Origin of the sequence: Motilimonas thetidivivens (assembly GCF_046452435.1) — a bacterium.
Lineage (GTDB): Bacteria > Pseudomonadota > Gammaproteobacteria > Enterobacterales > CBDFNC01 > Motilimonas.
On the sequence record NZ_JBKFDK010000018.1, the window covers coordinates 60,277 to 82,520 of the forward strand.

16 protein-coding genes are annotated in these 22,244 nt (G+C 45.9%); 8 read left to right on the top strand and 8 right to left on the bottom strand.

Annotation, left to right across the window (positions count from 1 at the left end; all coding sequences use genetic code 11):
- Window positions 1-42 precede the first annotated feature (42 nt).
- Together radD and ACK8OT_RS13710 are read left to right on the top strand one after the other, a co-directional pair.
- On the top strand, window positions 43-1,791 hold the full coding sequence (gene radD, locus ACK8OT_RS13705) for a DNA repair helicase RadD (RefSeq protein ID WP_410197087.1): 1,749 nt from the start codon (window positions 43-45) through the stop codon (window positions 1,789-1,791).
- Between the two features lie 111 nt (window positions 1,792-1,902).
- A complete protein-coding gene (locus ACK8OT_RS13710) occupies window positions 1,903-2,865 on the top strand; it encodes a TDT family transporter (RefSeq protein WP_410197088.1) in 963 nt (320 codons plus the stop codon).
- Window positions 2,866-3,032: 167 nt separating this feature from the next.
- Here the strand turns inward: ACK8OT_RS13710 and ACK8OT_RS13715 are convergent, their stop codons facing one another.
- Window positions 3,033-3,920, bottom strand: coding sequence for a LysR family transcriptional regulator (locus ACK8OT_RS13715; RefSeq protein WP_410197089.1), 888 nt, complete (start codon window positions 3,918-3,920; stop codon window positions 3,033-3,035).
- 138 nt (window positions 3,921-4,058) lie between these two features.
- Here ACK8OT_RS13715 and ACK8OT_RS13720 point away from each other — a divergent pair, with 138 nt between their 5' ends.
- A complete protein-coding gene (locus ACK8OT_RS13720; protein ID WP_410197090.1) occupies window positions 4,059-4,472 on the top strand; it encodes a hypothetical protein in 414 nt (137 codons plus the stop codon).
- 5 nt (window positions 4,473-4,477) lie between these two features.
- Here ACK8OT_RS13720 and ACK8OT_RS13725 read toward each other — a convergent pair whose 3' ends face one another.
- Window positions 4,478-5,683, bottom strand: a complete 1,206-nt coding sequence (locus tag ACK8OT_RS13725) for a substrate-binding domain-containing protein (protein WP_410197091.1) — start codon at window positions 5,681-5,683, stop codon at window positions 4,478-4,480.
- A gap of 197 nt (window positions 5,684-5,880) precedes the next feature.
- Window positions 5,881-6,627 (bottom strand): phosphatase PAP2 family protein, encoded by a 747-nt coding sequence (locus tag ACK8OT_RS13730; protein WP_410197092.1) that lies wholly within the window; start codon window positions 6,625-6,627, stop codon window positions 5,881-5,883.
- 157 nt (window positions 6,628-6,784) lie between these two features.
- Between ACK8OT_RS13730 and hspQ the strand changes: the two genes are divergently transcribed.
- Both hspQ and ACK8OT_RS13740 read left to right on the top strand, forming a co-directional pair.
- On the top strand, window positions 6,785-7,096 hold the full coding sequence (gene hspQ, locus ACK8OT_RS13735) for a heat shock protein HspQ (protein WP_410197093.1): 312 nt from the start codon (window positions 6,785-6,787) through the stop codon (window positions 7,094-7,096).
- A gap of 296 nt (window positions 7,097-7,392) precedes the next feature.
- Window positions 7,393-8,004, top strand: a complete 612-nt coding sequence (locus ACK8OT_RS13740) for a hypothetical protein (protein ID WP_410197094.1) — start codon at window positions 7,393-7,395, stop codon at window positions 8,002-8,004.
- 24 nt (window positions 8,005-8,028) lie between these two features.
- Here ACK8OT_RS13740 and ACK8OT_RS13745 read toward each other — a convergent pair whose 3' ends face one another.
- Window positions 8,029-10,170, bottom strand: coding sequence for a bifunctional diguanylate cyclase/phosphodiesterase (locus ACK8OT_RS13745; protein WP_410197095.1), 2,142 nt, complete (start codon window positions 10,168-10,170; stop codon window positions 8,029-8,031).
- Window positions 10,171-10,426: 256 nt separating this feature from the next.
- Here ACK8OT_RS13745 and ACK8OT_RS13750 point away from each other — a divergent pair, with 256 nt between their 5' ends.
- On the top strand, window positions 10,427-11,359 hold the full coding sequence (locus ACK8OT_RS13750; RefSeq protein ID WP_410197096.1) for a diguanylate cyclase: 933 nt from the start codon (window positions 10,427-10,429) through the stop codon (window positions 11,357-11,359).
- The gene (locus tag ACK8OT_RS13755) at window positions 11,356-15,033 is read left to right on the top strand and encodes a response regulator (RefSeq protein ID WP_410197097.1); all 3,678 of its coding nucleotides are present in this window, start codon (window positions 11,356-11,358) and stop codon (window positions 15,031-15,033) included. The genes ACK8OT_RS13750 and ACK8OT_RS13755 overlap by 4 nt, the downstream gene beginning before the upstream one ends.
- Window positions 15,034-15,150: 117 nt before the next feature.
- Here the strand turns inward: ACK8OT_RS13755 and ACK8OT_RS13760 are convergent, their stop codons facing one another.
- The 4 genes from ACK8OT_RS13760 to hemC are packed head-to-tail and all read right to left on the bottom strand — an operon-like array spanning window position 15,151 to window position 19,321.
- Complete coding sequence (locus ACK8OT_RS13760) at window positions 15,151-16,326, bottom strand: heme biosynthesis HemY N-terminal domain-containing protein (protein ID WP_410197098.1); 1,176 nt, start codon at window positions 16,324-16,326, stop codon at window positions 15,151-15,153.
- Window positions 16,319-17,620: a uroporphyrinogen-III C-methyltransferase gene (locus ACK8OT_RS13765; protein ID WP_410197099.1), complete on the bottom strand. Its 1,302-nt coding sequence runs from the start codon at window positions 17,618-17,620 to the stop codon at window positions 16,319-16,321. The genes ACK8OT_RS13760 and ACK8OT_RS13765 overlap by 8 nt, the downstream gene beginning before the upstream one ends.
- A 16-nt stretch (window positions 17,621-17,636) precedes the next feature.
- Entirely contained in the window at window positions 17,637-18,392 is a 756-nt protein-coding gene (locus ACK8OT_RS13770; protein ID WP_410197100.1) for a uroporphyrinogen-III synthase, read from the bottom strand.
- Window positions 18,389-19,321, bottom strand: a complete 933-nt coding sequence (gene hemC / locus ACK8OT_RS13775; RefSeq protein WP_410197101.1) for a hydroxymethylbilane synthase — start codon at window positions 19,319-19,321, stop codon at window positions 18,389-18,391. Before hemC ends, ACK8OT_RS13770 begins: the two co-directional genes overlap by 4 nt.
- 368 nt (window positions 19,322-19,689) lie before the next feature.
- Between hemC and ACK8OT_RS13780 the strand changes: the two genes are divergently transcribed.
- Window positions 19,690-22,206 (top strand): class I adenylate cyclase, encoded by a 2,517-nt coding sequence (locus ACK8OT_RS13780; RefSeq protein WP_410197102.1) that lies wholly within the window; start codon window positions 19,690-19,692, stop codon window positions 22,204-22,206.
- Window positions 22,207-22,244 lie beyond the last annotated feature (38 nt).

Sequence of the window (22,244 nt, forward strand, 5' to 3'; positions counted from 1 at the left end):
CTTGATGTTTGGCCGTAACCTACTGTTTAATAGAGCTAATTGATGCCAACCTTCACCCTACGCAGTTACCAACAAGAGGCTGTTGATGCCACCTTGCACCATTTTCGTCGCAGTGATGAGACGGCGGTGATCGTGTTGCCAACGGGGGCGGGTAAAAGCTTAGTCATCGCTGAATTAGCCAGATTGGCGCGGCGTCGGGTGTTGGTGTTAGCCCATGTTAAGGAGCTGGTGGAGCAAAACCACGCCAAGTATCAAAGCTATGGCCTGTCGGCGGGGATATTTTCGGCGGGCTTAAAGCAAAAAAATACCCAGCATCAGGTGACTTTCGCCAGTGTGCAATCGGTGTCGCGTAATCTGGCAGCCTTTGCCGAGCAATATTCGCTGTTGATCATCGACGAGTGCCACCGCGTGGCTGCGCAGGATACCAGTCAATATCAGCAAGTGATCAAACAGTTAAAGGAATTTAACCCACAGCTTAAAGTGCTAGGGCTGACCGCGACGCCTTATCGCATGGGCACGGGTTGGATCTACCAATACCATTATCACGGTATGGTGCGCAGCACTGAGGCCAAGGTGTTTAGCCGCTGTATTTATGAGCTGCCGCTGCGCTATATGATCAAACATAACTACCTGACGCCGCCAACGCAAATTGACGCCAGCGTGGCCATGTATGACTTTTCTAGTTTATCGGCCACCGCCAACGGTGAATATAAGGCTGACGAGGTGAATACCTTGCTGCGTAGCCAGCAGCGTGCCACTTTAAGTATCATCGAACATATTCAGCAGCTGACCGATGAGCAAGATCGCCAAGGAGTGATGATCTTTGCCGCCACCGTGATGCATGCTAAGGAAATCGCGGGTTATCTAGCCGAGCAATCCTGCGCCTTGATCACCGGCGATACCCCCACCCCCGAGCGCGATGCCCTGATCCAAGCCTTTAAGGCCAAAACCATCCGCTATTTGGTTAATGTGTCGGTACTGACCACGGGCTTTGATGCCCCTCATGTGGATTTTATTGCCATTTTGCGCCCCACCGAGTCGGTCAGCTTATATCAGCAAATTGTCGGTCGTGGCTTGCGTTTAGCGTCGGGTAAGCAAGATTGCTTGGTGATTGATTATGCGGGAAATCAATATGATTTGTACGCGCCGGAAGTGGGCGAAAAGAAACCCGCAGGGGATACCGAGCCGGTGCAAGTGCTTTGTCCGGCCTGTGGTTTTGCCAATGTATTTTGGGGGCGAACCGATGGTCAAGGCAAGGTCACCGAGCATTTTGGCCGGCGCTGTCAGGGCTTTTTCGAATCTGAGCAAGGCGAGGTTGAGCTGTGTGACTTTCGATTTCGCTTTAAAAACTGCCCCAACTGCAATGCCGAAAATGATATTGCGGCTCGAGTTTGCCATGAGTGTCAGCAGCCTTTAGTCGACCCCGACGATAAGCTTAAAGCGGCGTTAAAGCTTAAAGACGCACTGGTGATCCGCTGCGCGGGTATGGTGCTCAGTGAGCATCAAGGCAAGCTCAAGTTGACCTATTATGATGAGCAAGGCTTAGAGCTGGTGGAGTATTTTAACCTCGCCAATCAAGGTCAGCGGTTTATCTTTAATCAGCAATTTGGCCGCCGCAATGGCCAAGGCAGTGCGGCGCAAACCTTTACTGAGTTAAGCCAAGTGCTCGCCCACAGTGAGCAGTTGGTGGCGCCGGACTTTGTGATTGCTCGTAAGCAAAAGCACTTTTGGCAAATCAGCGATAAGATTTTTGATTATCAAGGGGCTTATCGCAAAGCCAATGAGCTGTAACAGAATAAATCTTGTGTTAAATCAAAATTAACGCTGTATTAAATATATTCAAATATTCTTACCTTTTAGATTGCCCTACACTAGCAAGCAGTGAATACAGAGGGCAACACCATGAAGCACATTAAGCAACGTACCACCATGATCCACACGCCGATGGCAGGCTTGGCTTTAGCCATTGCTAGTTTAGGTTGGGGTTGGGATCAAATGGTGTCGGGTGCGGCGCATTTTCAGTTATTGAGTGCTCAAATCGCGGCCGTATTATTGCTGGTGTTGCTGATTAAGTTTGTGTTGCACCCTGATCGTCTGTTAGCTGATTTAGCGCATCCTGTGGTCGGCAGTGTGGTGCCTACTTTTGCCATGGCGAGCATGGTAGTGGCAAGCACCTTTGCTAGCCATCAAATGTTGGGGGTAAAACTGGTTTGGTTGGCCGCGGTGGCTTTGCATATCACCTTTTTAGTTATGTTTAGCTACCATCGTTTGCGTCAGTTTAAGTTGGCAGACATGGTGCCCAGCTGGTTTGTACCGCCAGTGGGTATTATCGTGGCGGCGTTAACTTGTCCAGCTAGTCAGTTTAATGGCTTAGCTACGGCCTTGTTGTATTTTGGCTTAACTTGTTACGCTATCTTGTTGCCCATTATGTTGTTTCGTCTTTGTTGCTGCGGTGCCTTGCCCGATGCGGCGAAGCCAACCTTAGCCATATTAGCTGCGCCAGCCAGCCTAAGCTTAGCGGGTTATTTAAACCTGATTGCCGAGCCTAATGAGACCTTGTTGGTGGGCTTGTTGGTGTTGGCTATTTTGATGACCGGCTTCTTGTACTTGGCGTTCTTTCGCTTATTGCAATTGCCATTTAGCCCCGGTTTTGCGGCCTTTACCTTTCCTACGGTCATTGGTGCCACGGCGCTATTTAAACTGGCTGGTTTTGTGTTGGAGCAAGGCTACAACCCAAGCTGGGCACAGCTGTTAATTCAGTTAGCTAAGCTAGAGTTAGTGGTGGCGACATTGGTGGTGGCTTATGTTGCGCTGCACTATGTTCGTGACCAAGTGCGCAGCCAGCGTCAGTTTCAGGTGAAATAGGCGGGGTAATCCTGGCCAATAAGTCATACTTTGTTAGACGAATATCTGCCGCATGGATGCGGCAGTTAGGTCATCACCGATTATTGATGGATGATTTCACGGCGTTTCGTATAACAAAGCGTGACTTGTCTAAGACTTGTCTTGGCTTGAGGTGTTTCATTATGTAACTAAAGCCTGTCAACACAGCACTGCAAATGTTCAATAAAGCGCTGACATACTGGGCTATGGCGCTTGTTTTGTTGGTACACCAAAAACAGCGGTCGCGTCAGGGGTTGAGCCAGATCGAGCGCCACCACCTTACCGCTCTGCAAGGCATCACTGGCCGTTAGCTCAGAGATACAAGATAAGCCTAAGTTATTGGCCACACAGTTAATAATGCCCATGGCTTCGTTAAGCTCAAGGGTTAACTGCCAATGTTGCAAATGCGCCGCCACTTCGCGATTAAACCAAGCCCGACTGCCTGAGCCGTCTTCACGTAGCACCCAATTTTGTTGCTCTAACGCGGCCAATGGCAGCTGTTTTTGCTGCGCCAGTGGGTGATTGGGTGGGGCGATAATGCACATGGTGTCTTGATGCCAAGGCGCTAATACTTGGCCGGGTAAACAGACATTGGCTTCGATCAGGCCTAAATCCAGCTCGTAATTGGCGATTTGCTGGCACACATCGCGGCTGTTCATAATTTGCAGGCTTTGCCTTTGGTGGCCAGTTTGCTGTCGAAATTGCGCTAATATAGCGGGCATTAACTGATTACCTATGGTTTTACTGCAACCTAGGTGCAACTCTCCGGTGAGCGCTTGGTCCTCAAATAAATGACTGATCTCTTCACTGCGCGACAGTAGCTCGTGTGCCAGTGGTAATAGCAGTTCGCCTTGGCTGTTGAGGCGTAGTCGATTGGGTAAGCGTTCGAACAAGGTTTGATTGAGCTGACTTTCGAGCTCTTTCAGAGCCATGCTGACAGCGGGTTTGGTTAAACATAGGCTTTGTGCGGCGATGCCTATGTTGGCACTTTTGGCGAGCGTAGTAAAAATGCGGAGCTGTTTTAAGGTGATGTTCATGCTTGCCTGCTGCGATGACGGGTTCAAAGTCGCGGTAGGTCAATTTTGCCAAATTCCTATCAATTATGCTGCCTTTATTATTAAGGTGTGAGGCAGTTAAGGTTTTAACCCTTCTTTGTTGTCGGCAGATGGTGCAATATGGCGCTAGTCATAGTAAACAAGGACGTCATGATGACAGCACGAGAAAAAACCGAATTTATCAAGTTGATTGAAGGATTGGAGCACGGCAGTACAGATCAGAATGATTTGTGGCCAGTATTTTTAAATACCGTGTTCTATGTGCCTTTAAATGCCATTAAAACCCCACAAGGTGAGCAATACACCCCTGCCTATGCGCCTTCTCAGGTTAACCCGGGCGTGCAATCTTTGGTGATATCACAGTTTGGTGTGGATGTGGCCGAGCTGAGTAATCAGATTAGCCAGGTGCAAGGCGGCGATTTAATTCAAACCTTACCGCCAAAAACAGAACTGATTATTCCTTTGGGCGAAAATGCGTTCAATATTGCGGCAGAAACCGTAGCTTGGCTGCGTGAAAATGCCCGTCCAGCCTAATTATCTTATTGGCTAACTTGGCTAGTTTCGCTTTTTATTGCTGCGGTATTGCCTTGGCTAAGCTTCTTTGTTGCGATGTTTTGAGGTATGCCGGAGTAGCGAAAAGCGATGGCTTTTAATTGCTCAAGTTTGCTTGATGGTGTTTGCTTGCTAACAATAGCAAAGTCACCCGAGTAAACTTGCGGCACTTGCGAGGCTAGGCCTTGAATATCTAAGCTGATCGCTTCCGCCATGGCTACACCGTTATCATCATTCATTCGCATCACGGTGACATCCAACTCTCCTTGCTCAATGGCCGCAAGCTCTTGTTCACCGCCACCCCAACCATTGACCATGATTTTGTTTTTCAAACCGGTTTCTTTTAGGGCATCCAATACGCCCAGAGCTACATCGGTCGCACACGCATAGATAAATTTAACCTGAGGATTGTGCTTGAGTATGGATAAGGCGCTGCGATAGGCCGATTGGCGCGATGCTTGAGTGTAGTAGCTTTGGGTTAGATTGAGGTCGGAAGTTTGCTTTAACTCCTCGATAAAACTTTGTCCTCGGGCTTCACTGATTAGCCCTGGAGACCAGTACACCACGCCGTAATCACCTGAATTTTGTGTGGCTTGCTTAAAAAATTGGCTAAGTTGACGGCTGCCTGCTTCGTGGTCAAACCCGACATATAAAAAGGGCGGGTTAGCCTGCCATTGTGCCACTGGGGTGGTGATGTTTTGCAGAATTATTTTACTGATACCGACCTTAAGCAAGCGTTCAATCAGTTCACTGTGTTTGTGGGTATCTAGGGTGAAGATAACGTAGTCAGCGCGATATCGGGTTGCGCGATTTAGCAACCTTTCTTGCTGTTCTTGGGCCATCGCGGGGCGGGTGTAGTGGGTTTTAATTTCGTATTGGATGTTAAGTTCATCTAACCGTGCGGTGAAAGAAGCGATGCTGCGTCGCCAATAATCGGAAATTTGTTTGCCGGGATAAATGACAAAAATGCGCACAGGGCGTTGTTGTTTGATACCTATTGCTTGGCTTGACCCTCTAACTCGAAGTGCGAAGCGTTCACTCACGGCTTGCTGGTTTGGGTGTTGACTGAGATAAGTATTAAGGGAGGTGTAAGTTAACGATGAAGCTAGCAGTGTGGGAGAGAAGCAAAATAACAACCAAATAGTCAGATAATGAGTGCACTGCAGTAAACTGAAGTTGCGTTTGAATGTCATGGCTTTATATCTAAATCGTTAATTTATAGAGCTAAGATATATCAAGTTTATAACATTTTGATTATTTATTACGGAAATAGTGAAGCAGATTGCAAGATTTGTTAACTAGCCATTCGTTTTGCTACGGCGATCATTTTTTCAGCTTAAAGCATGAGTTAATGGCTAGCTTATGGGAGCGACTTAATGATATCAAAGCATTAGTCAGTTGGGTTTGACTCGGCGAGTTTCTTCTCGCGTAATGCTTTTATCGCATCGTCTTTTTTGATATTGCTGCGGAGATAGAGCGTCGCTAATTGGGCGCACAAGGCAGCAATGACCAACCCAATGAACAGATCCAGTGGTCTTTGCATATCTAACAACAAACGAATAAATACGGCGGTGTGGGCCCAGCCTAAGATTAACAAAGCAGTAATGTGTTGTTGGCGGTTGAAGAAAAGGCCTGCGAAGTACAAAGCAACCGTAAAGCTGGCGATGGCATGAAATGCAGGCATGGCATAGCCTGTCCATTGTAACCACTCAGATTTGATGTAGTTGGCCAGACCATTGCTTTGCTCCAGTGCGGCCATCATGGCTTGGTGTTGTTCCGCGCTGGTTAGCTGATAGTAGTTGGATTCAAGTAGGCCACCATGAACTAAGTTAACAACATTAGGCATGGGCTGTTGAGTGATGGCTTGTAGTCCCCAGCCAATCAATAGAGCCAAGATAAATAGCGGAAAAAGGCAATAGAAAGTGCGCCAGCACTCTTTTGCCGTCTTCGAATAATGAATTGATAAAAATATGATTGGCAACAAGATGCCTTGAATTGAACCGGTAAAGCTAATTCCAATCAGTATGTTACCTATATCATCACTGGCTGGTGCAAAGTCAAACCAAGTGAAACCAAAAAGAGGAGCGAGCAAAGACAGGCTAAGCAAACTAAAACTAAAGAGAACGGAAAAAAGCATGGTGCATCCAACTTGGGTTATTTTGGCTCGCTAGTTTAAATGCGGTAGCAGCGAGACTCAAATAAGCAATAGCCTAATTATTTAATATATTGCACCTATTAGATAATAAGCAACGTAATAGCAAGGTAGTACGAGTGCTGATCGCAAGGAGAAGCTGATGACACATTGCAAATTTAATATGGGCCAATTAGTTAAACACCAGATCCACGGCTATAGAGGTGTGATTTATGGTGTTGATGCCACTTTTAATATCGCTGAGCAGCAGTATCAACACTTACTGAGCTCTGAAACGGATATGATGCAACCTTGGTATTTAGTGATGGTCGATGACTCAAACAAGTTAGCTTATATTGCCGAGTCGAATCTGATTGTTAGTGATGACCATGAACATATTCGTCATCCGATGCTGGATTATGTCTTTGCTCATTTTAATGGCGAACGTTACTTTTTAAATGAGTCTATTCATTGAGCGAGTCATTATCTGATAGATGAGATAATCGCTTCAAGCAATTTAATACAATGTAATAAGTGGTTCGCCGCTTATTACATTTTTTCAAATGAGCAATAACCAGCATTAACTTGCTGTTTTGTTAACCACTTCCCTGTTTGAAATAACCTTTTGTCCTATCCTAATGCACTTAATAATAATTGAGTCTGTAGCTCAATATTCGCCTCTCATAAGTTGTAGCTGTGTCCGCTAAGGGGATGGTTTGCTTCTAGAATAATAACGACAAGGTAGTTAGCCAGTTTGGCTAGATAAAGCACATGGACGATAAAATAAGAAAAGATGCCACGTTTTTGGCGCTTCTTGGGCAGGGGCAGCCACTACAAGCCCAAAAGTACCTAATGGAAACTTATGATTTAGGGGTGGTTGATGCCTCGCTGCGCGTACGTGCTATGCAGGTGCAAGAGCAATCATCTCGACGCAGCCGGGTTTACCGTTTAGTGATTCGTTTGGGCCAATTAGTCGCTTTAGCTGTGGTGGCATTATCCCTATACAGCTTAATGCACTTTAATGCCGTTAATGATGTCGAAGATGAGATTAAAACTTGGCCCAGGGTCACGATTGATAGTTGGCAGATGGGGCCGGATCAACTTCAGTTTAACTATCGTGTGGCTGGTCAAGCATTACAGGCGCAGCAACCGAGTAGTGTTTCCCTTAGGGTGACAACCAGGTTTGCCCAGCTGACTGATCAAGCCTTGATGGTGGCTTATCAGGGAGAACAAACACCACGCGCATTTGTGTATGCAGGTAGCAATTTTTATGCGTTTGCTATTGCTGGGTTGCTACTGGGTTTATTGTTGATTGCCATATTGCAATTTTTCGCTTGGTGTAATCTGCGTAAACAGCGTCGCCCACGATTGTCATTAAGCTAGTGCGTTGATTCGTCGATATTCTGCTTAGGTGACCGAATACGCTTTGACTCGTCTTTCGTTTTGGTTGCTTTTGATGCGTGGTTTGCAATGTTGGCGAAAAGCGTGAACATTAAGCTGATTTGCAGGCTTATGTAGATAGAAACCTTGGAACCAATGGCAGCCATAGCTTTTCAGTATTTCATGCTGAGCGGCATTCTCTATGCCTTCTGCTAGGGTTTCTACTTGTAGTGCCCTTGATAATTCGACGATGGCATGAATAAATGCTTGGCTAGCATTAGAGTGCTCTAGTTGATCGATAAAGCTATGATCAATTTTGATCCCGTCGACAGGGAGTTTATGCAAATAGCTTAGGGATGAGTAGCCGGTACCAAAGTCATCTATCCAAAGGGTAAACCCTGCGGCTTTCAACTTGTCCAATTGCTGACAGCAGAAATCCATATCTGACAATAGCTGCGTTTCGGTTATTTCTAAAATAATGCGCTCTGCCTTAACTTGATATTCACTCAAACTATAAAGCAGTAATTCGGCTAATTCAGGGTTATTCAATAGACAAGCGGCAATGTTGAGCGAGATACGAAATTGCTCTTTGTCGTTGGTTAATAGATCCTCGAAGGCGGCGCAGCTTTGCTCGAGTACGTATAAGGTTAAATCTTCAATTAACGGTGCGGATTGTTCGGCAATCGGAATAAACTGCGAAGGCGCGATAGGGCCCAATTTAGGGTGATTCCAACGCACTAACGCTTCTACTCCAGCTAAGCTATTGTCTGCGGTAAAAATGCCTTGATAAAGCACGAACAATTGTTGGCTTTCGATGGCTTGCTTGAGGGCTTTTTTAAGTATTTCGGGTTGCCATTCGTGCTGATTGGCATCGGCTTGATAATGGGTAAAGCGGTTTTTCCCTTCACTTTTTGCCGTATGCAGGGCAATAGAGGCCGCCTTTATCAAGCTTTCAAAGTCATTGGCGTCTTTAGGGGTGGATGCGATGCCAATGCTTAAGGTAAGGGCATGTGCATTTTTTGCAGTTTGAATCGCTTGCTTGGTCAATGCCAACAGCTCGGTGGCGATTTGGCCGCAAAGTAACTCACTTTGTTGATGAGCAACGACTAACATAAACTCATCGCCCCCCACTCGCGCCAGTAAGTGCTTGGGGGCGAGCTGGGTGACTAGTTGCGACAAGCGTCGGGCAAAGGCTTGTAGGGTTTCATCGCCTTCTTTATATCCCATGTTATCGTTGATGCGTTGAAATCCATCCAGGTTGATGACGGCTAAGCTCGCGGTTTGATGTCCTTCTTGATTGAGCAAGATGCGAGCATGATGAAAGCCGCCTTCGCGATTAAACAGCCCGGTAAGCGGGTCATACCAAGCGAGTTGAGACATTTCATTGTAGTTATCGATCAGGTTGTTGCGCATTTGCTGCAAGGACAGTGAGAGCTGACCCAGTTCATCTTGACGATCGAGTACCAAACTGACTTCCAAATCCCCTTCATCGAGACGTTGGGCACGATTGGTGAGTAATCGAATAGAGTGGATGATGTTACTAGAGAAAAAATAGTTGGCGGCCAGAGCTAGCAAGGTCACTAGGATCAACCCTACTCCGGTTTGAATTAAGAATTGTAAAGAGCTGTCCGCTAGGCTTTGTTTCAAGCTGCTGCGTAATACGCTGGTTTCTTCAGCGGCACTGATTGGAAAACCAATCAATAACATAGTGTGAGGATCGCTGTTGGCATTAGTAATTGGGCTAAAAATATTGACTATGCCATTGCTTACTAGCTCGGCTTGATACTGCAATTTGGGCAAATTGGCTGGCCAAGCGCTTTGTTGCTGTTGATAGGGGCCAATTAGTTGCCCGAGATGATCATAAATGAAGGCATAACTAAGGTGGTTTTTTTCGACAAGTTCAGCTAAGTTTTGAAGGCTATTAAGCTGATTTATTTCATTTGCTTGGCTCAGTTGTGAGACCAATAACTGGCTTGTGACAAGCCCTTGTTCTCGCACATTATTGATCAAGGTGTCGGCTAACTGATTTTGGGCATTACGACTAAATTCATCGCCAATACTTTGGCTAATATTTAAAAATACATAAATAAATAAGCACGCTAAAACACTAGATAGCCCCAGTAATGTAAAACAAATTTTAGCTTGAAATGACAGGGGTTTTTTCAGCAACACTGAGTCCTTGTGTATTAGATGAAAAAGGGGTAACTGGCTTGCGCGAGTGCTCGTTATATTCGTCGTTTATATATTGGGTGACGTATTTTTTAGCTGTTTGATATTCATGTCTATATTTAGTTCCGCTCAGTTGCGTTAAATGTGAGCCTTAGCCGATATTGAGGTTATATAGTGGACTATTTAGCAGTGCGAGTTAGCATTAAAACTAGGCTGATGTGCCTAGGTGCAACTAATAACAAAAAGGAATCTAAGGTTGCAAGTTGAAACGCGGTATCGAATTCTTATTGTCGATGATGAGACCATTAACATAGGTATTTTGGTTGAGTTATTGAAACATCAGTATGACACCATAGTAGCAAAGAATGGCGAACAGGCCTTACGTCGCGTTATTGAACATAAACCTGACCTCATTTTACTGGACATAGTGATGCCTGGGATGGATGGATACGAGGTCTGTAAGAAGATTAAGGCTAATCCTGATACTGCGGATATTCCGGTTATTTTTATTACTGCTAAAGACTCTGAGACAGATGAAGAGGAAGGTTTGCGCGTGGGGGCCATTGACTATGTGACCAAGCCTTTTAGTAGTGCTATTGTGCGGGCGCGCGTTCACAATCACCTCGAGTTAAAGCGCCGAGGCGATTTATTAAAAGCCTTGAGTACGTTAGACCCGCTTACTGGGCTGGCTAATCGACGTCGTTTAGATGAGTATTTAGCCGCCCAATGGCAGCAACTATTGCGCTCCGGCGGCATGCTGGGCCTGTTGGTGTTAGATATTGATTTTTTTAAGGCTTATAACGATCATTATGGTCATCAACAGGGCGATGAATGCTTATCCCTAGTCGCTTCCATGTTGAAATCTATGCCGCTTAGGAGTGTTGATCTGGTCGCTCGTTTTGGCGGCGAGGAGTTTGTTATTGTAATGCCTTTAACTGAGCTTACGGCACTTGAAAAAGTGGCCACTCAAATTTGTCAGTTGTTGCAAACAAAACCCATCGAACACAGGTATTCGTTAATAGCACCTTATGTGACCGTCAGTATTGGTGGTGCAGGACTATTTCCTAGCCAAGAGACAAGTATTGAGCAGTTGTTTAATTATGCCGATGTTGCCTTATATCAAGCCAAGGAACAGGGTAGGAACAGATTTGTAATGGCTGACTTTCAGGATGAAAACAAGCACATATGATGAGACTCACGCGTTCGTTAGCATTAAAAATGTTAGCCATTTTCATTGCCACGGCTGCTGTTGGTTTAACCTTGCTGTTTGCCATCTTGGAATACCGTCATTACGTTAATGAGCGTGAATCACTGCATCATCACCTCGACCAGCTTGTTTCGGTACAGTCTGAAGCCTTAGGTTCTCACATGTGGAATCTAGATAATCAAGCCCTTGAATTAGCGTTGAGCTATATCGCCTCCGATGATGCTTTCGTATCTGCTGTGTTGACCGATGAGTTAAACAATGTGTTGTTAGAAATCGGTGATTCGGCTCCCGAGTTGTCGAGTCAGATCAGCATTATGAAGCACATTCGTTATGAGTATGGTAATGATTCCTTGGTGATGGGCGCGTTACGCGTGGTGTTTCGCGACGACAATATTCGCGAGAAAAGCTATCAAAGGATCAAATCCGATGTAGTCATGCTAGTGGTGTTTATTCTTCTCATTGCGGGAGTTTCTCTACTCAGTACCCACCGTATGCTAGGTATTCCATTGCGCCGCTTGCTTGAGTCGATCAATGAAATGTCGGATGGCGCGGGCGTGAAAACGGTGAGCTGGCCGTCGCGGGATGAATTGGGGCAAGTGATTGCTGCATATAATAAAATGATTGTGCAGCGAGAAATTGATGAACGACGTATCCGTGAAGGTGAAGTTCGGACCAAAGCCATCCTCAACAATGCGAGTGCCTTGTTTTATCTTAAAGATACCAACAATAAGTTTGTTTTTGTTAACCGCAGTTTTGAACGCTTGTTTGGCGTAAAAAGCCAAGATGTCATAGGCAAAACGGCCGAAGAAGTTTTTTCTGATGCTGCTAAGCGATTGTTTTTTATTGGTGATAAAGCCATCTTATCGCAAACCCAAGGTGATGAATTAGAAGTTGAGTTGGACAACAATGGCCAACGAATGACGTTTTTACGCAGCCGATTTGCCTTATTCGATGAAGTTAATACGGTTAGCGGGGTGTGTGGTACGGCTTCGGATATTACTGAACGTAAAAGTATGGAACTGGCATTAAGGGATAACGAAGCCAGATTACGCAGCGTATTAGATTTAAGCCCTATCGGTGCAGGAATTGTTCAGCAAGAAGGGGGCGGCTTAATTTATTCCAACTCGCAACTTTATGAGCTATTGGGATCGGATTTATCTTTCTTACTCACCCCGGGGCAATATCAATATGGCTGGGCCGATGAAGGTCAGCGGGTGGCTTGCCAAGCAGAATTCCAAGCAACGGGACGCGTTCGCCCGCGTGAGGTACAGTTACGAGGGCGTTCAGGAAAAATCTTCTGGGCTATCTTGTCGCTAGAGCGTCTGGTGCAATCCAATCAGCAAGGGGTGTTGTTATGGTTGTACGACATTAGCGACCGCAAAGCCGCCGAGCAGCAGTTGGAAAAGCGGGTGCAAGAATTAGAACAAGCAAGACGCCATGCCGAAGCAACTATGGTTGAGCTCAATGTGGCGAAATTAGAAGCCGAGCAAGCTAACCAGTATAAGAGTGATTTCTTGGCTAATATGAGCCATGAAATACGCACCCCTATGAATGCCATTATCGGCCTTAGTCATCTTGCCCTGAGAACCAATTTAGATGAGGTGCAAGCCGATTATGTCAATAAAATACAAGCTTCATCGCGGAATTTGCTTGGCATTATTAATGATATTTTGGATTTTTCTAAGATTGAAGCGGGCAAACTTGAGTTAGAGTCGGTGCCATTTGAGCTTAGTGCTGTATTGGAAGAAGTCACCGCTCTATGTAGCACCAAAGCAGAGGAAAAAGGCATCGAGTTGCTGGTGCATTTAGAGCCCGATGTGCCATTTAACTTCATTGGCGATCCTTTACGGTTAGCGCAAGTGCTTACCAACTTAACCAGTAATGCGGTCAAATTTACCGAAGTCGGTGAAGTGGTGATCAAGGTCAGTGCGAAGTCACTGGCATCAGGCGCTGTTCGGCTCCTGTTTAGTGTTAAGGATACGGGCATAGGCCTAAGCGAATCTCAAATATCTCAGCTATTTGAATCTTTCACCCAAGCGGACACGTCAACCACGCGCAAATACGGAGGAACGGGGTTAGGCTTGGCCATTAGTAAGCAATTGGTGTTGAAAATGGGTGGGGATATTTGGGTTACAAGCCAACAAAATGAAGGCAGTAATTTCTATTTTTACGTTGATCTTGCGCTGGGTCAGACACGCTCAAAAGCAAGGCTTGATGGTGTATTAGCGGGCAAACATGTTCTGGTGGTCGATGATAATGAAAGTGCACGATTGATCCTAACTGACATGCTGTCGCAATTTGGTATGCGGGTGAAAACCTTGGCATCGGGTGAGGCCGCTGTTCAGCATCTGGTTGCACCTCATAATTCGGCGGAGTCATATGATTTAATTCTGATGGACTGGAAAATGCCCGGTATTGATGGCATTGAAACCTGCCGCCGCTTACAACAAGCTAGCGAAATTGCCAATTTGCCAACCATCATCATGGTGACGGCTTATGGCCGAGAGGAAGCTTCTGCACATGCTCAGCAGGTAGGTATCATGAACCTGATCACCAAACCTGTGAATCAGTCATTACTGTTTAATACCTTACATGATTTGTTAAATGGCTCTTCTCGCTCTGATGATAAGGCCCTGCCAGTCAAAACTGGGCTGTTGCAAGGTAAGGTGTTGCTCGCTGAAGATAATATTATCAACCAGCAAGTAGCAAGAGAATTGATTAAGGCCTTAGGCATAGATATTACCATCGCGGCAAATGGCCTAGAGGCGGTGGAGCTAGTAAATCGCCAGTCATTTGATCTGATTTTTATGGATATTCAAATGCCTGAAATGGATGGCTATCAAGCCACCCAGCAAATTCGCCAGCACCATGATCTGCCCATTATTGCTATGACGGCTCATGCCCTTGCGGGTGATAAAGAAAAATGCCTGCAACAAGGCATGGATGACTATATCAGTAAGCCTATTGATCCCGATGAGTTAAGGCGTTTGTTGGTCAAGTGGTTGCCAAGCCAACAACATGAGCCCCTAACCGATGAGCCGTTCGTTAACGTTGAAGTTAACCTGGATAGCCCATGGCGCAAGCCGCCGCCAAACGTCGATTTAGCAGAAGCCTTAAAGCGCCTTGCAGGTAATAAGGTGTTGCTAATGAGCTTGTTAGATGAGTTTGTAAAAGGGCATCAAAACGATTTAGATCTGATGAAGCAGGCGTTATTGTTAAACGATAACCAGCAAGTTAAACGCATTCTGCATGGATTAAAAGGAGCGGCGGGCAATATTGGCTTAGCCCAGCTACATCAAGCGGTGCAACAACAAGAGCTAGCCATAGTTGATGATAAAGCAGAAATTGAACTCAATGAGGATTTTTGTCAGCAACTCGTTACAACCTTAACGGAGTTGGAACTCTGGTTGGCAGAGCATGAAGATGCCATGAACCAACCAAGCAGCGCTGAAGGTAACGGGGCTCAAGATTTCGCTACATTACAGCAGTTATTTGCCCAATCCAGTGGTGAAGCCATGGCCTTGTGGCAGCAGCTTAAACCGAGCCTTAGCGCCGAAGATGAGGCGCTGGCAAATCAAATCAATGCATTGCTTGATGAATATGAAATGGAGCAAGCGGGTGAGGTGTTGATGGATTGGCTTGAAAGCAGGGCCTAGCTTATCTATTTGCAATGACATGCTTGCAGTGAAACCAAAAAAGCCCAGTTGATGACTGGGCTTTTTGCTTACTGTGATTGAGTAGCGCGGCTTGATTAGATGTCTTAGCTTAGCTGTTTAGGCTTGGCTAAGCTGCAAGCCTTGCTTAAAGCAATCTTGCGCCTTCGCTTTATCCTGCTGCTCAAGTAATAACCCTAGCTGGTAGTAATCATTAGCATTTGGCTGAATGGCAATAGCGCGCTGATAAGCTTCAATGGCTGGTTGCGGCTGTTGCATTTTTTGATAGCACTGCGCTAACGCTGATTCAATGGCCGCGCTGCTAGGCTGCTTTTTATGAGCTGTCTCTAGGCTATTTAGAACATCTTGATAGTTATCCAGCTCAAGCAGCTTGATCCGGTTTAGTAAACGTTCAGGGGCGGCTTTTTTGATGGCGTTTAGCAAGATGATAGTGGCGGCAGGGTGATCGTTAAGGCTCATTAGCTGAGCGGCAATTGCATCAATCAAGCTAGGCTCTGCTTTTAACTTTCTGGCCAATTTATTCCAGTAAACTTGCAAGCCATGACTGCCTTCTTGCTTGGCAATTTGGCCAAACACACCGGCATAAGCGCGTAGCTCTAATTGATCACCTTGCTCGACACTGAACAATTGCGCTTTGCGTAGTACAGGTAAGATATCAATCAGTTTTTGCCATTCGCCAAGTGTTTGGTAAACCTCGCATAACAGCTCTAACACCTTCTTGTGCTTAGGCTGTTTATTGTGTAACTGGGTGAGGGTAGCGTGAGCTTGCTCTAATTGGCCCTGTTTAATCTGTAACTTGGCTTGGGTGAGCCCCACGGCAAAGGCATTATTGCTGTTTTCTTGGGCTTGTTTAAGGTAGTTGTCACGTTTGGCTTCATTACCTTGCTCCTGCGCGGCTTCCGCGGCGGCAAGGTAGTTGAGTAAAGGTGTATCACTGTGGCTTGCCGAGATTGCGGTTAGGCGCTCGGCATTTTTGTAATCCCCTTCGGCTAGGGCTAGCATGCCCGCGTAGGTATTTTTACGCGCTTTGCGGCTGTTACGGCCGCGAAGCCAGTCAAAAGAGCGGCGGCTAATGCCCATGGTTTTAAGAAATAACCATTCAATGCCTAACAACAGTAGGTAAAACAAGATGCCGAGAATAATAGCCTTGGTGACACTGGTTTCTATGGTGTAATTACCCATAGCAATCAATACATAACCTTTACTACCCGAGACCTCAGGGCCAAAAATCAAGCCTGCAATTATGATGGCAACGAGGATGGCTGCTTTAATCATGGCTAGACTCCTGTTGCAATGGTGCTGAGAGTGACTTCTTCACTCGGCGCTCGATCACTTCTTCAAGTACGGGCTTGGATTTTAATTGGTCAGGATATTGAACCGTCACGGCTTTTTTACTTAGCTCGGTGAGGTTGTCGACTAAGTGCTGAGTGGCTGGATTATTTTGATCATAATATTGGCTAATCCACTTCGCTGCTTTCGTCAGAGAGTCGCTATAGATAGCTTGATGTTCACGATAAACCGCTAACTGCGCCTTAGTGATTTGGTTCTTGATATTTTCTTTTAGGTACCAAGCTTGATCCGGCGCTAATAAGGCTTCAACACGGCCATCTCGGCGCTCTATGGTAATAAAACTATCGGCGAACGACTGCCAAGATTTTTTTAGATTCTCGCGCCAATCACTAACATCGGAAGACAAGGTGGTATCGGTTTCGGTTAAGGATTCTGGTAGCTTAATACCCGCGATATTGAGGTTGTCGACCTGCTGCTCAAGACTAGTTAGTTTCAAAACTAGGCCGTCTTTATCTAATTTCGGTAGCGCTTCTAGTGTGGTGATGTCGTTGATAATGGCCTGTCTCAATGGGCTAAGGCTTGGGTCTGACAATTCCATTATGCGCTGGTCGGTGGCCAGTAATAGCGCGATGCTAGATGCTACATCGTGCTCAAGCCAGAGCTTGCGTGCGGCCATGCGCATCAGGTATTCGGCTTCGGCTAGCATCCAGTCGTTAGGTCGTCTGACATCCATCTCGGCAATATTGCGTTGTAGATTGGCAATATCTTGCTCAACTAACTGGGTTTGTTTGCCACTGGCAACCAAATTGGCTTCAAGTGTTTTAACTCGCTCGGTGGCAACGCGCTGAAGCTCTTTAAGGGCGCTGATTTCACTTGTTTGGCTTTGAATCGCGCTGCTGATTTGTGCTTCTAGTCGCGTGCTGATTTGGCTTTCTAACTGGTCAATTTCAAGTTGTTGAGCCGCGTTGCTTTGTTGGTGATGCCAGTAGATGAAAGCCGATAGGCCAACACTCACTACGATAGCGATAATGCCTAATTTACTGCCGTTTCCGCTCTTGTTGGCTGGGGTGGCAGGAGGGGTTTTAGTGTCCGGTTTCGCCTTTGGCGGAGTTGGCATTGGCTTGCCTTTTGCCTCAGTATTGGCCGCTGATACCTCGTCTGATTTCGTTTTCGCCTCGGTATTGGCTAGGGTCTGTGGCGGCGTTTCAGACTGATTTGTTGGCGCCGGCGTTGACGGGGTGCTGTTGGCGTTTTTTGAATTACTCTTTTTAGCAGTCATTGACACCTGTCCTGTGTTATTTGATTTCTTGAAGGCATTGGATCAAGGCGGTTGGGCTTGCACCTTGTGCGATCCGTATTTGAGTAAAACCCGCTGCTTGGGCTAGCTTGGCAATGCGCTGGCTTATAACTATCAAGTTTAGTTGAAACAGCCAGTTGCGCTCGCTTTTTGGCACAATATTTAACAGCGCAGAGAGTATCTCTCCGCTGGTGATGATAACACTATTTATCTCGTCGTGTTGCCATTTTGCCACCGTTTCAGCTGCATTTAAGGTGATAGGTTGACGCTGGTACGTGCCTATTTCAATTACCTTGGCACCACGTTGGCTTAATTCGGACGCGATCAGGTCTCGCCCCCCGTTGCCTTTGAGTAATAATACCTTATGCCCTGCCACTGCACTTAGTTCAGGCATTTGTAGTAGCCCCTCGGAATCCGCTTGAAGTGGATAGCGGGCTACAATGTTGGCGAGTTGTTGCCATTGAGTCGCCGTGTTTGCTCCTATGGCGTAATAGTGGCTATGGGCTGGCCAAGGTCGTAGTTGTTGCTGCAGCCATTGATGAGTATAGGCCACGGCGTTATCACTAATGGCAATGATGATGTCAAACTCATCGAGCTGAGTTTGATATTGAATGAGGCGAGTGATGTCTGGGTTGGTGGTGATAGTTAACAAGGGCTGGCCAATAGCAAACCAGCCCTGTTGGTGCAACGCATCCAGTAGCGATTGTTGATGTTTTTCAGGTCGCGTCACTAAGATGCGAGGTTGAGCTGTCATGCGTTTTGATAAACCGCTTCTAGAATAGATTTCGCTCCAGCGTCGAGTAATGCTTGTGCCAGTTCAACACCTAGTTTTTCAGCGTCTTGGCTCGCGCCACGAATTTCACGATGCAGCATAGTGCTGCCATCTGGGCTACCAACGAGAGCGCGTAAGTAAATTTTATCGCCATCAAGTTCAGCGTAGCTGCCAATGGGCACCTGACAACCGCCTTCTAAGGTATTGTTAACCGCACGCTCGGCAAGCACGCGAATACGGGTTGCGGCGTGATCTAGAGGCGCTAGCAAAGCGATGGTTTCGCTGTCATCGAGGCGACATTCGATACCCACAGCGCCTTGGCCAACAGCGGGTAAACTTTGCTCTGGGCTGATATAGCTGGCGATCCGCTCTGGCATTTCTAGGCGCAATAGACCTGCTGCGGCTAGGATAATGGCGTCGTACTCGCCGGCATCCATCTTGGCGAGTCGGGTGTTCACATTACCACGCAGGTCTTTGACGATAAGGTCAGGGCGGCTGGCGCGTAATTGGCATTGACGGCGTAAGCTAGAGGTACCGACCACGGCACCTGCGGGTAGGTCTTCAATGCGTTGGTAGTGATTTGAGACAAATGCGTCACGGGGATCTTCACGTTCACAGATGGTGCTTAAACCAAGCCCCTCGGGAAACTCCATCGGTACATCTTTCATTGAATGTACCGCGATGTCTGCTTCACCTGCCAGCATGGCGTTTTCTAATTCCTTAACAAACAGGCCTTTACCACCTACTTTTGCCAAAGGTGTATCTAAAATGATATCGCCCTTGGTGACAAAAGGAATCAGTTTGACATCGAGGTCTGGGTGAACCGCTTCAAGTGCGGCTTTAACAAACTCTGCTTGCCACATTGCAAGAGGGCTTTTGCGCGTCGCGATACGTAATGTCTTTGTCGCCATCTTCTTTCCAATCGATTGAGTTTGGTGAAATATTATCAAAAATCTTAGCGTCTGTTGACCTTTAAAAGGTAGCCAAGGTTGAAACACAAATTGTTTCATATCATAGGGAAAATAATTAGGCACAGGAAAAGTAGTTAAATTATATTTTCATCCCTAAGGAGTTTTGCTATGTTGCAGCGCGAATAATGTTTTGTTATTGAGTCCTTGGCTTAATTTACCATCACTGACGATGGTTTTATGAACAGTTGTGTTTACCTAGTGCCACAATACTGTTAACATGATCACACTTTCTGTGTGGTTTAGGCATGCTCGATAAGAAAAGGCGTAATGCTGGTGAGCTGGTCATACATTTTTTGAAGGGTGTTTTTTTGCAGCAATTAGAAACATTACAGCAGAGGGTTGATGAGTTCAATCTCTTACGTATTCAGTACGCAAGGGATGCTTTGCCGTCTCAAGGTCGCTATGTTTTTAATTTTATCCCAGTTTTGTTTCACTATAACAATCCTTTGTTACCTGGTTATGTTAATGGTGAAGTGCCCCACGGGATTGCCGCGTTTGAGCCTTCCGAAGAGCAACGTAATTTTGTTCGCGACCTGTCATTAACCGCTAATTGTGACGCTAATATCGAAGTCAATGAAACCACTATTCTCGGTTTATACACCATGGGCAGCACGTCTTCAATTGGTCAGTGCTGTGATAGTGATTTAGACATTTGGATATGCCATTGCCACGAGCTCAGCCGCGAACGCCGTTTACTACTTGAAAATAAGTGCTTACTTATTACCCAATGGGCTGAAACGCGCGGTATCGAAGTTAATTTCTTTCTTGTTCCTGATAATAAATTCCGCACCCAAAATTGCGCTCATCTGAGTAAAGAAGGCTGCGGCAGCGCTTCCCATTTATTGCTTTTAGATGAGTTTTACCGCAGTGCACTTTGTATCGCGGGTAAGCCTTTGCTTTGGTATATGATCCCTGCCGAACATGAAGCGAATTACGATCAGTATGTTGCCGAGTTAGCCGCTACCGGACAAATAAACCCAGATGATTGGCTAGACTTAGGTGGTTTTGGCCGCATTCCTGCTGAGGAGTACTTTGGCTCGAGTTTATGGCAGCTTTACAAAGGTATCGATAGTCCTTACAAAGCGGTTATTAAAACCTTATTAATGGAAGCCTACTCTTGGGCTTACCCCAACACCGAATTAATTTCGGTGCGTTCCAAGAAAACCTTTCAACAGCAAAGCTTTTATGACAAAAAACTCGATGCTTACTGGTTAATGCTCAATCAGGTTACCGAGTACCTAGAAGCAACCAATGACCATAAACGTTTGGATCTTGCACGTCGTTGTTTCTATTTAAAAACCTGTGACCGTTTGTCGCAAATAGCAAAACCCGACGAACCCGCTTGGCGTCGTAATGCCCTCCATGAAATTGTGTCGCAGTGGCAATGGAGCGATCAAGTCTTAGCCCATTTAGATAATCGTGAAAACTGGAAGGTGCAAGAGGTTCGCAGTGCGCACGGTGAATTACTCGAAGCCTTAATGGTGAGTTATCGCAACCTGATTCGCTTTGCCAGACGCAATAATATTGGTGAATGCATTAACCCGGAAGACATCGGCATTTTATCGCGCAAACTTTACGCTGCGTTTGAGAGCTTGCCGGGTAAGGTTGCGCTGATCAACCCGAGTATTTCACCGGATTTATCTGAGCGTCATTTAAGTGTGGTGCAAGTACCGCAGGGACGTTCTAACCCAGAAGGTTGGTATCTTTATAATTCCAGTCTTGAGAGCAAAGAAATCATTGGCCGTGCTCCATTAGAGCACAGCAGCTATCTTTCTAAGTTGATTGCTTGGAGCTACTTCAATGGCCTATTGGTTAAATCGACAAAGTTGCATTTATTCAATCAAGGCTCGGATCTGGTGCAAGAAAACTTCTTGCAGTTTAGCCAAGATTTGGCAAAAACCTTTAATGTTAAAGTGCCTAATGCGACCAATTTAGCCTTAAGCCGTCCTTGTGAAATCCGTCATTTAGGTATTTTCCTTAACTTAGAGTCTGACCCCACCTGTCACTGGGCTAATAAGGTGATTGAATTTGACGTTAACGCCAGTGATGTCTTTTCGTTTGGTACTAATAAAGAGTGCCTAGTGGGAAGCGTTGATCTGGTGTATCGCAACTCATGGAATGAAATTCGTACCTTGCATTTTGATGGTGAAGAAAGTGTGATTGAAGCACTGAGTACCATTTTAGGTAAGATGCATAACGACGCGGCTTCGCCGGATCGCATCGATGTGTTCTGTTATGCCCAGCATTTTAGAGGTTTGATTCGTAATCGATTCCAACAGTTAGTGGTGGAAAGTATCGGTACTCGCTTAAATTCAGAGCGCGATCAAGCAGTGAAAACCTTAGTAGTGGGTAGCCAAAAATTTGGTGTGTTTTATGAGCGTCGTGGTGTGTCGGTGAAGAAGCTAGAAAACGCCATCGATTTTTACTCGCAAATTGCCGATACCAAGTTGCAGCGCATGCCACTGCGTTTGGACAAAACCCATCATACAAAAACCCCTGAAATTGTAGCTTCTCATTCCAGTGAAGGCTTGGTTCAGTTCTTTTTTGAAAACCATGATACTGGCTTCAATATCTATATTGTTGATGAAGTTAACCGCGTTGAAACTTACCAACATTTTAGTGGTAACAAAGAAGAGTTAGTACAAGGGGTGAATCGTTTTTACACTTCGGCTCATTCGCGTCAGGAAGGGCAAGGGGTGATCAACTTTAACTTACCTCAGTTTTACGAAATCATCAGCGATGCTAATGGTGAATTAGAGCTGCAACCCTATCGCTCACCAACCTTAGCCGATACCCTTGATGAGCCGATGAGTAACGTATCCTAATCTAAAGTTGCCTCAAACAGGAGTAACTGTCTAAGGCC